The organism is Ensifer sp. R1-3, assembly GCF_056739175.1.
Map to the genome: position 1 here is coordinate 172,770 of NZ_CP096516.1, position 13,450 is coordinate 186,219.

15 protein-coding genes are annotated in these 13,450 nt (G+C 62.9%); 9 read left to right on the plus strand and 6 right to left on the minus strand.

The genetic code is table 11. From position 1 onward, the window contains the following. Positions 1 to 92 precede the first annotated feature (92 nt). Positions 93 to 1,139: an alpha/beta fold hydrolase gene (locus tag M1D43_RS18135; protein WP_013850114.1), complete on the plus strand. Its 1,047-nt coding sequence runs from the start codon at positions 93 to 95 to the stop codon at positions 1,137 to 1,139. Between the two features lie 142 nt (positions 1,140 to 1,281). Beyond that, the gene (locus tag M1D43_RS18140; protein ID WP_017265862.1) at positions 1,282 to 2,022 is read left to right on the plus strand and encodes a VOC family protein; all 741 of its coding nucleotides are present in this window, start codon (positions 1,282 to 1,284) and stop codon (positions 2,020 to 2,022) included. Between the two features lie 170 nt (positions 2,023 to 2,192). Here the strand turns inward: M1D43_RS18140 and M1D43_RS18145 are convergent, their stop codons facing one another. From M1D43_RS18145 to M1D43_RS18165, 5 genes are all read right to left on the minus strand, one after another. Further along, positions 2,193 to 3,557 (minus strand): ATP-binding protein, encoded by a 1,365-nt coding sequence (locus tag M1D43_RS18145; protein WP_013850113.1) that lies wholly within the window; start codon positions 3,555 to 3,557, stop codon positions 2,193 to 2,195. After that, positions 3,557 to 4,294 (minus strand): response regulator, encoded by a 738-nt coding sequence (locus tag M1D43_RS18150; protein WP_013850112.1) that lies wholly within the window; start codon positions 4,292 to 4,294, stop codon positions 3,557 to 3,559. The genes M1D43_RS18145 and M1D43_RS18150 overlap by 1 nt, the downstream gene beginning before the upstream one ends. A 91-nt stretch (positions 4,295 to 4,385) precedes the next feature. Next, positions 4,386 to 5,720 (minus strand): epoxide hydrolase family protein, encoded by a 1,335-nt coding sequence (locus M1D43_RS18155; protein ID WP_013850111.1) that lies wholly within the window; start codon positions 5,718 to 5,720, stop codon positions 4,386 to 4,388. A 9-nt stretch (positions 5,721 to 5,729) separates the two neighbouring features. After that, positions 5,730 to 6,131, minus strand: coding sequence for a cupin domain-containing protein (locus M1D43_RS18160; protein ID WP_003528667.1), 402 nt, complete (start codon positions 6,129 to 6,131; stop codon positions 5,730 to 5,732). A gap of 210 nt (positions 6,132 to 6,341) precedes the next feature. Beyond that, on the minus strand, positions 6,342 to 6,521 hold the full coding sequence (locus M1D43_RS18165) for a hypothetical protein (protein ID WP_014530801.1): 180 nt from the start codon (positions 6,519 to 6,521) through the stop codon (positions 6,342 to 6,344). A gap of 330 nt (positions 6,522 to 6,851) precedes the next feature. Here M1D43_RS18165 and M1D43_RS18170 point away from each other — a divergent pair, with 330 nt between their 5' ends. Then, complete coding sequence (locus M1D43_RS18170) at positions 6,852 to 7,355, plus strand: DUF4142 domain-containing protein (protein WP_010975118.1); 504 nt, start codon at positions 6,852 to 6,854, stop codon at positions 7,353 to 7,355. A gap of 280 nt (positions 7,356 to 7,635) precedes the next feature. Here M1D43_RS18170 and M1D43_RS18175 read toward each other — a convergent pair whose 3' ends face one another. Further along, positions 7,636 to 8,322 (minus strand): BON domain-containing protein, encoded by a 687-nt coding sequence (locus M1D43_RS18175; protein WP_027989163.1) that lies wholly within the window; start codon positions 8,320 to 8,322, stop codon positions 7,636 to 7,638. A gap of 165 nt (positions 8,323 to 8,487) precedes the next feature. Between M1D43_RS18175 and M1D43_RS18180 the strand changes: the two genes are divergently transcribed. From M1D43_RS18180 to M1D43_RS18205, 6 genes are all read left to right on the plus strand, one after another. Continuing rightward, positions 8,488 to 8,661 (plus strand): hypothetical protein, encoded by a 174-nt coding sequence (locus M1D43_RS18180; RefSeq protein WP_010975120.1) that lies wholly within the window; start codon positions 8,488 to 8,490, stop codon positions 8,659 to 8,661. Between the two features lie 156 nt (positions 8,662 to 8,817). Then, positions 8,818 to 9,396 carry a hypothetical protein gene (locus tag M1D43_RS18185; protein WP_013850108.1) on the plus strand — a complete coding sequence of 193 codons (579 nt, stop codon included), beginning with the start codon at positions 8,818 to 8,820 and terminating at the stop codon, positions 9,394 to 9,396. Further along, the gene (locus M1D43_RS18190; protein WP_003528659.1) at positions 9,389 to 9,808 is read left to right on the plus strand and encodes a phage holin family protein; all 420 of its coding nucleotides are present in this window, start codon (positions 9,389 to 9,391) and stop codon (positions 9,806 to 9,808) included. The genes M1D43_RS18185 and M1D43_RS18190 overlap by 8 nt, the downstream gene beginning before the upstream one ends. Then, positions 9,805 to 10,779, plus strand: coding sequence for a DUF3618 domain-containing protein (locus tag M1D43_RS18195; protein WP_010975122.1), 975 nt, complete (start codon positions 9,805 to 9,807; stop codon positions 10,777 to 10,779). The genes M1D43_RS18190 and M1D43_RS18195 overlap by 4 nt, the downstream gene beginning before the upstream one ends. Positions 10,780 to 11,010: 231 nt before the next feature. Further along, entirely contained in the window at positions 11,011 to 12,015 is a 1,005-nt protein-coding gene (locus M1D43_RS18200; RefSeq protein WP_010975123.1) for a LacI family DNA-binding transcriptional regulator, read from the plus strand. Between the two features lie 60 nt (positions 12,016 to 12,075). Continuing rightward, positions 12,076 to 13,431 carry an ABC transporter substrate-binding protein gene (locus M1D43_RS18205; RefSeq protein ID WP_014527567.1) on the plus strand — a complete coding sequence of 452 codons (1,356 nt, stop codon included), beginning with the start codon at positions 12,076 to 12,078 and terminating at the stop codon, positions 13,429 to 13,431. The last annotated feature ends 19 nt before the right edge of the window (positions 13,432 to 13,450 follow it).

Sequence of the window (13,450 nt, forward strand, 5' to 3'; positions counted from 1 at the left end):
GTACACGGGCTTTCAATTGCAGTCGGGCGGGCTCACAATCGAGATACATCACCATCGCATTCCGCAGCTGTGGTTCACACAGGAGAAGTTCGATGACAGGGGAATTCAATCTGCGGCGGCGGCGGTTCATGGGAGTGGCGGCATTGACCGTCGCTGCGGCGCATTTCGGCGTCGGACGCGCCGCCCTCGCAAAATCAACGAGTGACGCTCGCATTCCGGCGACAACGCCGGGGACAAATACATCTTTCGCTGCGATAAAGCAGATTGACGCGGGGGTCCTCAACATAGGGTATGCGGAGGCGGGCGCGAGCGATGCGCCTGTGGTCATCCTGCTGCATGGCTGGCCCTATGACATCCACACCTATGTCGATGTGGCGCCCCTGCTCGCGAAGGCGGGCTACCGGGTCGTCGTTCCTTATCTGCGCGGCTACGGCACGACGCGTTTTCTCTCCCCCGATACACCGCGCAACGGCCAGCAGGCGGCGATCGCCGCCGATATCGTCGCCCTGATGGATGCGCTCGGCATCGAGAAGGCCGTCATCGCCGGCTGCGATTGGGGCGCGCGAACCGCCAATATCATCGCCGCACTCTGGCCGGAGCGCTGCAAGGCGTTGGTTTCGGTGAGCGGCTATCTGATCGGCAGCCGTGAAACCAATAAAAAGCCTTTGCCGCCGAAGGCGGAGCTTGCCTGGTGGTACCAGTTCTACTTCGCCACGGAACGCGGGCGCGCGGGCTATGAACAGTACCGGAAGGACTTCGCCAAACTCATCTGGCAGCTCGCATCGCCGAAATGGAATTTTGACGACGCCACCTTCGATCGAAGCGCTGCGGCCTTGGACAACCCGGATCATGTCGATATCACCGTCAACAATTACCGCTGGCGGATCAGCCTTGCCGACGGCGAGAGCAAATATGACGGGCTGGAAAACAGGCTTGCCGAACTGCCGGTGATCGGTGTTCCGACGATCACATTGGAGGGCGATGCCAACGGCGCTCCGCATCCGGAGCCAGCGGCCTATGCGAAGAAGTTCTCCGGCAAGTACGAGCACCGGCTGATCTCGGGCGGCATCGGTCACAACCTGCCGCAGGAAGCCCCACAAGCCTTTGCCCAGGCGGTCGTCGACGTCGATCGCCTCTGATCGCCTTCGCCTGCGGAGCAATGTCTTCGTATCGAACTGTATCCGCAGGCGGTCCGTGAGGCTTGGCTTACAATTTCAGCCCCTTGCGAAACATCCCGTACACGTGCGGGGCGGCATATGTCTCTCGACAGTCGGACGAGGCATGAAGCTTCCGTCCCGCATCGTCAACGGAGAAGGCACATGGCGCCTTGCGCCTCCCAAACAAGAGGAGAATGACATGACCACCGCAATCAACAGCGAAAGAGCCCGGCCGGTCGATATGAAGCTCGAAGTTATCGTCGTGCCCGTGTCGGATGTCGACCGCGCAAAGGAATTCTACGCGAGCCTCGGCTGGAGGCTCGACGCCGACTTTGCCGGTGCCGACGGCTACCGCGTGATACAATTTACCCCGCCCGGATCCGGTGCCTCGGTCATCTTCGGAAGGCATGTGACCGATGCGGAGCCCGGTTCTGCGCAGGGACTGTACCTCATCGTCTCCGACATCGAGGCCGCCCGCGAGGAGTTGCGCGGTCGCGGCGTCGACATCAGCGAGGTATTCCATGCGGGCGACGTGAATGCCGGCAGCGACGAGCCCTATCTGTTCGGGACGCATCGTGCCGGCGGCCGTGATCCCGAGCGCCGCAGCTATCGTTCCTACGCATCGTTCCGCGATCCGGACGGCAATGGCTGGCTGTTCCAGGAGGTCACCGCGCGATTGCCCGGGCGCGTCGACCCGGACGGAACGGCGTTCAGTTCGGCTGCCGATCTCGCAGCCGCGTTCCGCCGCGCCGAAGCGGCCCACGGCGAGTACGAGAAGCAGCTCGGACACAGGGACGAGGACTGGTCCATCTGGTACGCCGATTACATTGTCCGGGAGCAGACCGGCGAGGCGCAGCCAGCCTGAGACACTGCAGGCTGAAACGATGGTGCATAGCGGGGCGGCCGAGACCGCCCCGTTCGTTTTGCTAAGCCGCCGGTCTTGCGGATCCGGCCGGGGTCGATAGTTCCTCAGGCAATACTCCGAGCACTTCCAGGTAAAGTGTGTAACGGGTTTCCGTCCGCAGGTGCGTCGTTTCAAAGGGCTAGAGAGTTCCACTGTTTCATTGAAACAGTGGAACTCTCTAGGGAGAGCTCCGCCGCAAGGCCGCCACCGTCGCGGTTTCGCAAGGTCAGGGAGCCGCCGATGACCGTCGCGAGCTGCTGGGCGATTGCGAGGCCGAGCCCGGTCCCGCCCGTATCCCGGCTGCGTGATTGCTCCAGGCGGAAGAAGGGCTGCAGAACCGCTTCGAGCTGGTCTTCCGGAATGCCGGGACCGCGATCGAGGACCTTTATGGTCACGGTGCCCTCGGGGCGGCGCTGAACCTCGATCTCGGCGCTGCCGCCGAATTTCAGCGCATTGTCGATCAGGTTGGTGAGAATCCGTCTCAAGGCGTGCGGCCGGGTCACGATTGCGCCGTCACCCAATTCGGCGACCGTGACGGCCTTGCCGGTGTCCTGATAATCATACGCCAAACTCTCGATGAACGAGGCGAGATCTATGCGAGAAGCCTTTTCGTCCTTGCCGTGGGCGCTGCGCGCATAGGCAACGCCCTCCTTGACGAGACGTTCGACCTCGTCGAGGTCCGTGATCAGCTTGTCTCTTTCGATGGACGCTTCGGCCATTTCCGCGCGGAGTTTCATCCGGGTGATCGGTGTTTGCAGGTCATGCGAGATCGCGGCCAGTATCTGCACGCGCTCCTCCAGATACTGCGCGATGCGATCCCGCATCGCGTTGAATGCCGTCGCCGCATAGGCGACTTCCCTCGGTCCGGTCTCGCTGAGGCGCGGCGTCCTGCTGTTCGGATCGAGCGTGTCGGCGGCCTTCGCCAGATCGGCGAGCGGGCGGGTGGCCTGGCGCACGGCAAACCAGCTGCACAGGACCAGAAGGGAAAGCTGAGCGACGAGGACGTAAGGCAGCCAGTCGGCAACCGGCATGACGCCCCTTGGCGTGATGTCTATCGTCAGCGGCTCGCCATCACTCAAGCGAAGGTGGGCCTGAAGACGGCGGACGCCGCCGGGAATGGATTCGACCTCGATCGGGTATTTCGCGCCGATTGCAGCCCGGACCTTGTCGGCGACCTCGACGTCGGCCTCATTGAGCACGCGACTGCCCGGAAGGCCCCGCCCCAGGACGAAGCGGTAGGACCCGCGCTCGAGCCGGCCCAGCCAGGCGGCGCGTTCGGTCGCGGGGAGCCGGTCGAGAATGGCGATCGACGTCGCGACGTCGGTTTCGAGCGTATTGAACATCACCGATCTGGCGGCGATGTAGCGTTCCGAAAACAGCGCCGCAAACGACATGGCGTGGGCGATCGTCAGGCCGGCGAGAAGGATAACGAAAAGCCGCGCCCTGAGTGTGCGCGGCCATAGGTGAATACCATGGAGAATCGACCGCGCCGCCATCAGCGGGGCTCCATGATCTCGACCGGCACCGAGAAAACATAGCCTTCGCTGCGGACGGTCTTGATATAGGTCGGTTCCCGAGCATCGTCGCCGAGGCGCTGGCGTACCCGGCTGACCAGGAGATCGATCGATCGGTCGAAGAGCTCGGCCTCGCGCCCCTGTGTGAGGTTGAGGAGCTGATCGCGGTTGAGGACGCGCTGCGGGTGGTCGACGAAGACGCGCAGCAGCCGGTATTCGGCGCCGCTGAGTGCAATCGCAGTACCATCCGCATCGATGAGATGCCTTGCCGTCGTGTCCAGCTTCCATTGGCCGAAACGCAACAGCTGACCTGCCTCCGAGACCTGCAGGTTCGCTGGCAGCATCCGCGCGCGCCGCAGGACCGCCTTGATGCGGGCGAGCAGTTCGCGCGCCGAGAAGGGTTTGGCGATATAGTCGTCGGCGCCCATTTCCAGCCCGATGATGCGGTCCATCTCGTCCGAGCGGGCGGTCAGCATGACGATGGGCGTCGCCTTGTGTCTGCCGACGCGCAGCTCGCGGCTCAAGACGAGGCCGTCGTCGCCCGGCATCATCAGATCGAGGATGATCAGATCGACTGTATTTGCCTCGAGGAAGGTCCGCATCTGCCGCCCGTCGGCAACGGCGGTCACCCGCAGACCGTTCTTCTTCAGGTAAGCGGACACAAGCTCGCGGATTTCCCGATCGTCATCGACGATCAGGATGTGATCGATGTGCTCCATGGCAAGACACCCCTTTGACCGCCATTTCTTATCAGAACGAGAATGCCGTGACAGCAGTATTCATCGGCTCGTGCCTGTGGCAATGCAGCGGTCAACGCAAGGACCGGAAAGCGGCACGCAGCTCGGCGCTGAAGAGATCCGGCTCTTCCCAGGCGGCGAAATGTCCGCCTCTGTCCACGCGGTTATAGTAGATGAGATTGCGGTACGCCCGCGCCGCCCAGCTCTTCGGCGGCCTGTAGACCTCGCCGGGGAAAACCGTCACTGCCGCCGGGATCACGATCTCGGCCAGCTTGTTGCCGACTGCATTGTTCTCCCAGTAGATCCGCCCGCTCGAGGTCGCCGTGTTCGTCAGCCAATAAAGCGTGATGTTGTCCAGAATCTCGTCGCGGCTCAATACGCGTTCCGGTTCGCCGCGGGTGAACACCCAGTCCGCGAGCTTGTCATAGAACCATGCAGCCAACCCGGCGGGCGAGTCGGCAAGACCATAGCCGACTGTTTGCGGACGCGTTCCCATGATCGCCGCATATCCGAAGCCCGTCTTGAGAAAGGCTCTGGCCTCGTCGAACACCGCCCGTTCCTCCGCGGTCAAATTCGCAGGTGCAGGATCTCCGCTTCTCAGCGCTTTGGCAATTTCCGGCGGAATGGTAGTTGAGCGCTCGACCCTGTTCACATGGATGCCGAGCAGGCCCGATGGAGCCTGGCGGCCCATCGCGTCAGAAATGATGGCACCCCAGTCTCCGCCCTGCGATACGTAGCGCGTATAGCCGAGACGCTTCATCAGGACGTCCCAGGCGCGCGCGACCCGCTCCGGGTTCCAGCCGGTGCCTTTCGGCTTTTCGGAAAAGCCGAAGCCGGGGAGGGACGGAAGCACGAGATGGAAGGCGTCGCCCGCGGTCCCTCCATGTGCCGTCGGATCGGTCAGCGGGCCGACGACCTTCAGCAACTCGAAGATCGAACCCGGCCAGCCGTGGGTCATGATGAGAGGCAATGCGTTCGCATGAGGCGAGCGGACGTGGATGAAGTGAATGTCCAGACCGTCGATATCTGTCAGGAACTGCGGCAAGGCATTGAGTTTTGCTTCGGCCTTACGCCAATCATAGGCCGTCTCCCAGTAGTCCAGCAGTGCCTGAAGCTTCGCAAGCTGCACGCCCTGGGACCGGTCTTCGACCGTTTCCGGGTCGGGCCAGCGTGTCGCGGCCAGCCGGCGGCGCAGACCGGCGAGTTCTGCCGCCGGAACGTCCACTCGAAACGGGCGGATGTCGCCATCCTTGAATGGCACCGCGGTGCCCGCTTGGGCGACTGCCGCCGAAGGGCGAAACGTCGCGAGGGCCGCCACCGTGGCTCCGTTCAGGAGCAGAGACCGGCGGGAGAGCACGGAGCCGCCGTTTGTTGTCGCGCCGCTTTCTCGGAGGTTCTCAGCATCCATGACGGACGCTCACTTGACCGGAACGACGAGCGGGGAGCCTTTTTCGACGATATATGTCGCGAGCTCCGATGCCTTGCCGTTGCCGACGTTTTTCGCGAGATGAGCCGCCCCGGCCGGAATGAACAAGGCGTCGCCGGCATGAAGCGTGACCGGCGCTCTCCCCTCGAGCTGATATTCCAGCGAGCCTTCGAGCACATAGGCCACCTCTTCGCCCGGATGGGAGTGCTTGATGGAGACTGCACCGGGATCGAAGTCGACGCGCACCTGGACTGTTTCTCGGCCCGGCTGGCCGAGATCGTGTTGCAACAGGTCGGTGCGGTGAAGTCCCGCTTGTTGAGCCTTAGCCGCTTGCAACGCCAACCCACTTCCAACGACCAGCAGCGCGGCCGCCAAGATCCGAGACGTTTTCATAGAGGTCATCCTTTCCCGCATTGGCCGAGGCCCGTCCTCGATGCCAGTGCGGCTATTTGAATGACTGCGTGTATTGACGATGTGTCGGCCGGGCGGGACTTTTGTAACGGCATGTGTCAGCGGCGAAGGCGCCAGCCGAGCAATTGCGGAGGAACGGCCTTCGCGCAGCGACGCCGACGATGGTCGCGCTATTCGCCGGCCCCGCCCGCATCAAATCCGATCGAGGCTGCGCCACGGCGCCTGGCGGTCCAGGATGGTCGATCCGGGGCACCAGATCGACGAGCGGTTCCATGGGCTCGCTTGCTGGCGCCACAGCGGACCGAACCACAGAAGCACGAGCGCCGTTCCCAGCGGGAGGGCCGGGATAGCGATGAACAATGCCGTTTGCATAAGCTTTGTCGGTCACGCGAGTGACCGCTCCTATCGGCCGTCGTGCGGCCTCTCGATTCTTACAACCGGATGGCCCCAAGAAAGTTCCTTGCAGTAGGTCGCGATCAAGGAAAGGCTGCAGTCGCTCAGCGGCGACATCCCCCATATTAAGGCCCGAGACCTCGCATCTGCGGCAATGGGAAATACCATTGGCGAGGACGCCGAGCTGCAGAGCGGAGACCGGGTGCCGCAATTCGTTAAATGAGGATTGGTGGGCGAGCCGGTATTTCTCGTGCTGTGCGGAACGATTCACTCAGGCCGCAGGTTAGGTGGCCTTCGGAGGTATCCCCGATGAGAACCCTCAACGCCACCCTCGCCGCGATAGTGTTGTGCCTCGCGCCTTTCTTGGCCGTGTCCGCTCGGGGCGAGCCCTTGCAGCCCCAGGAATTCGCGCGGAGAATGTCGATGTCGAACCTCTTCGAGATGGAGGCGGCAAAACTCGCGCGGCAACGCGGCAAAGGGCGCGAGGTACTGGAATTCGCCGAGCGGATGCTTGCGGATCACGCGCGAGCCGGCAAGGAACTGACAGAAGCCGCACGAAAGGATGGCGTGGAATTTTCCCAGTCGCTCGACAAGGCCGGCGAGGAGAAGCTTGCCGCGCTGCGGGCGCTCAGCGGTGCCGCCTTCGACCCGGCCTACCTGTCCTCCCAGGTTACTGCGCATGAAGATGCTCTGGAGCTTCTCAAGAATTACGCGGAGCAAGGGGAGGCCGGCGCGCTGAAAGCCTTTGCCGAGTCCACTTATCCGACGGTCAGAACCCATTTGCTCCAGGTTCAGTCCATGACATCCCAGTGAGCGTTCCCGAGGGGTTCGAGGTGGGCCTGCCAGGTGGGCCTGCCATCGACCCGAACACCCGTCAGTTATGTCCCCGGGCTAAACACTCGTCACAGGGATCCAGCCAGACCAAGTCCTTGGGCTGAAAGAACTCTTCCCGCGCCGCAGACGCGGCGCTGCTGGATCTCTGTGACAAGCACAGAGATGAGGAGGAGAGATTGCAGTCATCCGACACGTTCCTGGGCCGTGCAGGCGGTACACACTTTTCCTGCAAGAGCCATTTTCCCCGGATGCCTGCCTCTCAGGCGATGTTGCGGTCGGTGTTGCCGGCATTCCAGCCGGGTGATCCTCCCGATGGGCGGATGCGAAGGTTGTTCTGGACATGCTTCACGCCGGAGACGGCTTCGGCGCAGTCCTCGGCGCGGCGTTTGGCCCATTTGGAATCGACCAAACCGCTCAGCTGGACTTCGCCATTGGTGACCGAGACCGCGATATCGGAGGCGTCGAGCATTCCTTCGTCGCTGAGGCGATCGCTCACGTCTTCCTGGATGCGGGCGTCCGAACGGGTGTAGCCCTTGGGACCTTTGCCGCGATGCTGATCCAGCTCGCGTCTGCGCTCGGCGTCCTCGTCGCCCAACCAGGACGCGACTTCGTCGCTGGCGCGTTCGAGAAAGCCGCGCTCCCCGTAGCCCCTGCCGCGATCGGGATACCCCTCGCCATAGTCATCGTCGCGGTAATAGCCTCCACCGCCGAAGTAACCTGGGCCGTATGCGCGTTCCCGTTCCCAGCTGTCATCGTGCCCGCGATATGTGACGGAACGGCCCGGCTCGGCGCCGGCAAAATACTCCGGGCTCCCGTAATCCGTAAGCCGCGGACCGGCAGTCAGGGCGCGGCGCCTCTCGTCCTCGTAGGATCTGCCGCGCCGGCGCCGGTCCGACTCGGGATAGCTCTCGTAGACGTCGCGGCTCCAGCTCCTGTTCCTGGCCATGATCTCCTCCTTGGCTTGGTTCGTCGACGTCGGTCAAACCCGCGAGCGGTCACTCGGTTCCGGCGCAATGAGAGCTCCGGCGCAGGCCGGGGCATGTCGCGGAAGCAGGACCGTCCGGAACCTTCGGCGGCCGACACGGTTGGCTGCATTTGAGGAGATACGACGATGTTGACAAACTATTTCTGGCTTTTTGTCACCGGCGGTGGCGCCTTCATACTCGGCGCTGCGGTCGCCTATGCCATCTTGAAGCAGAGGCCGCTCTCGCGTGCCGAAAAGCAGGCGCAGAAGCAGAAGGTCGAGGAACTTTACGAGCAGTCGCCGGAGAACCGGCCCCGCTGATCGCCGGGCGGCGAGACGACTGCCACGGGAGGCTTCCTGAACGAGCGAAGCACGCGAGGAAAGGGCCTGCGGCGCTTTGCAGGGAACAAGGTTCTAAATGGCTCGTTTGATTGCGTAGACGATAACGATCCCCGTTATGCATGGGAGGAGCCGACAATGACCAATGACACAAGCGGCCGAGGGTCCGGCGATCCCTTGGGCAGGCCTTTGACGGCCGCGCAAGGCATCGAGCGCGTAAGCGGCGTGCAAGCTGGTGACACGGGCGGACAGGGCGAGGCGGGTGACCGCAGCCTTGAGAACGCCGTGCGTGAAGACGTGAACGAGTTCAAAGAGTTCGCCAGTGAACACACGGAGCAGGCAAAGGCGGCGGTCGGCCGCGCCGTGGAGGATGAGAAGAACGTCGCTGCACGGCAGTTGAGCGGTGTTGCTGCGGCACTCGAGAAGGTCGGAAACGAGCTAGAACAATCGGATCAACGGGCCATCGGCCGCTATGCAAAGCAGATCGGCACGTCGCTCCAGGGCTTCGCGCGCAAGGCCGAGGGCCGCAATCTTGGTGAGATCGCCGGAATGGTCGAAGATTTCGGCAGAAAGCAGCCACTCGCCTTCCTCGGCATGGCGGCAATCGCAGGACTGGCCGCAAGTCGGTTCCTCACCGCTTCGCCTCCACGCCGGGACGGACGGGATGCTTCGGGACGGACCCGTCAATCAAGCGAGAAGGAACCCTATAATGGCTAATCATCGGGATGAGCGCCCCCTGACGGAACTGATGACCGGTCTGGTGGCGGATATATCCGGTCTTTTCCGGAAGGAAATCGACCTCGCGAAAGCCGAGGCCTCCGAGAATCTGAATCGAGCGGTCGGCAGCCTCGAGACGCTGCTCGTCGGGCTGATCTTTGCCATAGGCGCCGTAGGCGTGCTGCTCAGTGCCGTCGTCCAGGGTCTTGGCGCCTTCCTCGTGGCTCAGGGCATGACCGAAGCGAATGCCGATGCGTTGTCAGCGGCCATCGTCGGCGTGGTCGTCGCCTTGCTTGCCTGGGCGATGATTTCGCGCGGCCTCTCGGCGCTCAAGGGCAGCAGCATCCAATTCGATCGGACGGCCGCCTCCCTGCAGCGCGATGCGAACGTGGTGAAGGAGAGACTGCAATGAACGATTCCGCACACACGCACTCCGCCGCCGAACTGCAGCGCGAGATCGAGGCCGACCGCCAGCGAATTGAGGAAAAGCTCCACGAAATTCAGGAGCGCATGTCGCCGGGAGAACTGATGGACGAACTGCTCGAATATGCAAAAACGAGCGGCGGGTCCGAATATCTGAGCAATCTCGGCGTGGCGCTCAAGTCAAACCCGATCCCGGTTGCCCTGATGGGGGTGAGCCTCGCCTGGCTGATCGCCAACCCGGCCTCGCGCGCGCCGCGACAGGGGGAGGGGAATGACGGCGCGGATGACTATCCGCTTGCACCCGTAAGGGGCTCCGTCCGGCGAGTGGGTCCGGTGGAGGCGAGCTTCGGCGAGCGCTACAGTCACTTCACGGATGAAAGCGGCAGCCGCTTCCGCGCCCTTACGGACGAAGCCGGCCGGCGGGCCGGCCACTTCGTCGACCCCGCCGGAAAGGTCTATCGCGGCTTTACCGACGCGGCAGGCAAGCAGATCGAAGATATCAGGGACGAGACCGGCGCCCTGTTCGACGAGGCGTCCGGCTGGGCGTCCCGGACGTGGAGGCAGGTGAGCGCCGCGGCGGGACGGATGTCCGACTCGGTAACGGGAGCCGGCAGATCTCTCGCCGGCAGCATGCAGAATGCCGGCCGGTCGCTCGAAGAGCAGGGCGCGCATCTCAACGCGGCCATCTTGAGGCACTTCCGCGACCAGCCGCTTGTCGGCGGAGCGCTCGCCTTTGCCGTCGGTGCAGCGATAGGGGCGGCGCTGCCCCATAGCGAGGCCGAGGACGAGGCGATAGGCGAAATGGCCGAAGATGTGCGGTCCAATCTGGCGGCCAGGGCGAATGCCGGAGTGGCGCAAGCCATGGAGGCTGGGCAGGAAATCCTCGACAAGGCCGGCGATGCGGCGCTGGAAGCGCATGACGCAGCCAAGGATCGCCTGCAGCAGTCGGTCCGGGAGTAGCCCTCCCTCGCGGCCATTTCCATACGGAAATGAGTAGTTTGAAATGGCGGAGCGTTTCAGTCAAACACTGAAACGCTCCGTTGCTGCATCTTTCCTGATCAGAGCTCCCCCACCCGCGAATCTGCGCTCTTGTGGCAGCCGGCGCTTACGCCCGTCAATACCGCAAATCGTTTTGCAAATCGTTTTGAAAAACGATTTGCAAAACGGTTTATCCTCGATTATTCAATAGGCATGACAACGATTGCCAAAGTCGCCAAACGAGCGGGCGTATCTCTGACCACGGTCTCGCACGTGTTGAATCATGCAGACCGCGTTTCGGCGGAAATGCGTAGAAGGGTGGAAGTGGCGATAGCGGAGCTCGGTTACGTACCGAACCCCCAGGCACAAAGCCTGCGCACGGGGCGGACCAACCTCGTGGCGATGCTGATCCCGGATATCCGCAACCCCTTCTATCCGGAACTCGTAAAAGCGGCCCAGTCGGATCTCCAGGCGATGGGGCTGGATCTACTGATCTTCAATACCGACGTTCCCGGCGGTCACTCGCAGGAACATAGCCGGCAATATCTGAGGCACATACGAAACCGCCGGATCGACGGATTGATCGTCGGCGATTTTGCCCTGCATGACATGCACGACGCATTGATCGGCATAGACGTCCCCACCGTCTTCATCGGCGACCTGCCGAATGCAGCCGTCGACAGCGTCAAGATCGACGATTTCGGCGGCGGTTATCAGATGGGCGCCTACCTTGCGAAGAGAGGCCACAAGCGCATAGCCCATGTCACGGGCCCGTCTTTCTTTGCCGAGGCCATGGCAAGAGCGGCGGGTTTCGAACAGGGCCTGCGCGATCACGGCGTGGAGCCACTCGCCGAACTGCGGCGCGAAGGCACCTATCTTAGTCCGTCCGGCCGGGAAGCCGTGGAATGGCTGCTGGCGACCAGTGGCGATCACCTACCTTCAGTCGTCTTTTTCGGCAATTTTCTCATGGCGGCGGGGGCGATTGCCGAATTCCATGACCGCGGCGTCCGTATTCCCGACGACGTTTCGATTGCCGTTTTCGGCGACCAGCCCCAGCTCGAATATGTGCGGCCGCGGATCGCGCGTGTCGGCAACACCCCTTCGCTGCTCGCGCACCGAGCAACCGCCATGCTGCTCGAACGGTTGTCGGGCGAGTATTCAGGGTCGCCCCGCTCGGAGGTGATCCCCTGCATCCTTCACGCCTTCGATACGGCGTAGGGCGAAGCCGCCCTCCGGAGAGGAGCCGGGGGGTGTTTACCAGCAAAACGGGAGGAATTAATGAGTGACAGAGAGAAGGTTTTTCCGACACTGACCCGACGCGGCCTGCTGAAGGGCGGTGCGGCGGTCGCCGGCGGTATCGTCGGCCTCGGCGGATTTCCCTACATCAACCGCTTCGCCGTACGCGCCCAGGAAGCACCGCTGAAATTCTGGCAGTTCTACGCACCCGGCGGGCCGGTGGCGAGCCAGGTCGCATGGTTCGAGAAGACGGTCGCCGACTGGAACGACAGCCACCCGCAGAAGATCGAACTCGAGTTCATTCCGAACTCCGAATATATCAGTGGTCCGAAACTGGCGACTGCCTTCGCCTCCGGCGAGGGACCTGACATATTCATCATCTCGCCGGGCGACTTCCTGCGCTACTATAATGGCGGCGTCCTCAAGGATCTGACCCCCTTCATCGATGATAAGGCCAAGGCGGACTTTCCCGAAAGCGTCATCGCAAACCGCATGGTGGACGGCAAGATCTTCGGCATCCCGATGGAAGTCGAGCCGATGGCGATGTACTATTCGGTCAAGGCTTTCGAGGAGGCCGGCCTCAACGAGAACGATGTTCCCAAGACATGGGAGGCGCTGCTTGAGGTCGCAAAGAAGCTCACGACTCCCGAGCGCTTCGGAGTGATGTTCGAGACCCAGCCGGGATATTACCAGAACTTCACGTGGTATCCGTTCCTTTGGCAGGGCGGCGGCGAATTCCAGACGGCCGACGGCAAGAGCAGCTTCGATTCGCCGGCAACGGTGCAAGCGCTCAAATTCTGGCAGGATGCGATCAACAGTGGGGTGGCGCCCCGCCAGATCATGGGTGCGGGCGGGCACGATACCATTGCCAACCTCGCATCCGGCTATGTCGCAATGCAGAATGTCGGCATCTGGGGCATTTCACAGCTTCAGAGCAACGCCAAGGATTTCCAGTATGGCGTCTTCCGGCTGCCCACGCCGCCGAACGGCAAATATGTGACCGTCGGCGGCGGATGGGCATTCGTCGCCAATGCAAATGGCCACAACTCCGACGCGGCGGGCGAGTTCTGCGCCTGGGCCCTCGCCTCCATGGATCAGGGCTCTGTCAACCGGGTCGCCAACTGGTGCACCAAGGGCAAATCAGACATGCCGCCGCGCAACAGCGCGCTGAAGAGTGGCGGCGGGGCCTTCTCGACGGGTATGATCGGCAAATTCGCCGAGGAGATTCATCCCGGGACGCGGGCCGAGCCGCGCGTTCCGCCGGAGGTGTACAAGATCATCTCCGATGCGATCCAGCAGACGCAGCTAGGCGGCGCCGATCCGCAAGCGACGGCGACGGCCGCCTCTCAGCAGCTCGACGCGTTTCTCGCGAGCTATCAAGGCGCGCCGATCCTTTGACGGCCACACCGGCGGCCGC

Excerpts from the sequence above, each read along its gene's own strand:
- M1D43_RS18205 (WP_014527567.1), top strand. The coding sequence starts at position 12,076 with ATGAGTGACAGAGAGAAGGTTTTTCCGACACTGACCCGACGCGGCCTG.
- M1D43_RS18135 (WP_013850114.1), top strand. The coding sequence starts at position 93 with ATGACAGGGGAATTCAATCTGCGGCGGCGGCGGTTCATGGGAGTGGCG.
- M1D43_RS18140 (WP_017265862.1), top strand. The coding sequence starts at position 1,282 with ATGAAGCTTCCGTCCCGCATCGTCAACGGAGAAGGCACATGGCGCCTT.
- M1D43_RS18170 (WP_010975118.1), top strand. The coding sequence starts at position 6,852 with ATGAGAACCCTCAACGCCACCCTCGCCGCGATAGTGTTGTGCCTCGCG.
- M1D43_RS18175 (WP_027989163.1), bottom strand. The coding sequence starts at position 8,322 with ATGGCCAGGAACAGGAGCTGGAGCCGCGACGTCTACGAGAGCTATCCC.
- M1D43_RS18150 (WP_013850112.1), bottom strand. The coding sequence starts at position 4,294 with ATGGAGCACATCGATCACATCCTGATCGTCGATGACGATCGGGAAATC.
- M1D43_RS18190 (WP_003528659.1), top strand. The coding sequence starts at position 9,389 with ATGGCTAATCATCGGGATGAGCGCCCCCTGACGGAACTGATGACCGGT.
- M1D43_RS18145 (WP_013850113.1), bottom strand. The coding sequence starts at position 3,557 with ATGGCGGCGCGGTCGATTCTCCATGGTATTCACCTATGGCCGCGCACA.
- M1D43_RS18180 (WP_010975120.1), top strand. The coding sequence starts at position 8,488 with ATGTTGACAAACTATTTCTGGCTTTTTGTCACCGGCGGTGGCGCCTTC.
- M1D43_RS18155 (WP_013850111.1), bottom strand. The coding sequence starts at position 5,720 with ATGGATGCTGAGAACCTCCGAGAAAGCGGCGCGACAACAAACGGCGGC.
- M1D43_RS18200 (WP_010975123.1), top strand. The coding sequence starts at position 11,011 with ATGACAACGATTGCCAAAGTCGCCAAACGAGCGGGCGTATCTCTGACC.
- M1D43_RS18195 (WP_010975122.1), top strand. The coding sequence starts at position 9,805 with ATGAACGATTCCGCACACACGCACTCCGCCGCCGAACTGCAGCGCGAG.
- M1D43_RS18185 (WP_013850108.1), top strand. The coding sequence starts at position 8,818 with ATGACCAATGACACAAGCGGCCGAGGGTCCGGCGATCCCTTGGGCAGG.
- M1D43_RS18160 (WP_003528667.1), bottom strand. The coding sequence starts at position 6,131 with ATGAAAACGTCTCGGATCTTGGCGGCCGCGCTGCTGGTCGTTGGAAGT.
- M1D43_RS18165 (WP_014530801.1), bottom strand. The coding sequence starts at position 6,521 with ATGCAAACGGCATTGTTCATCGCTATCCCGGCCCTCCCGCTGGGAACG.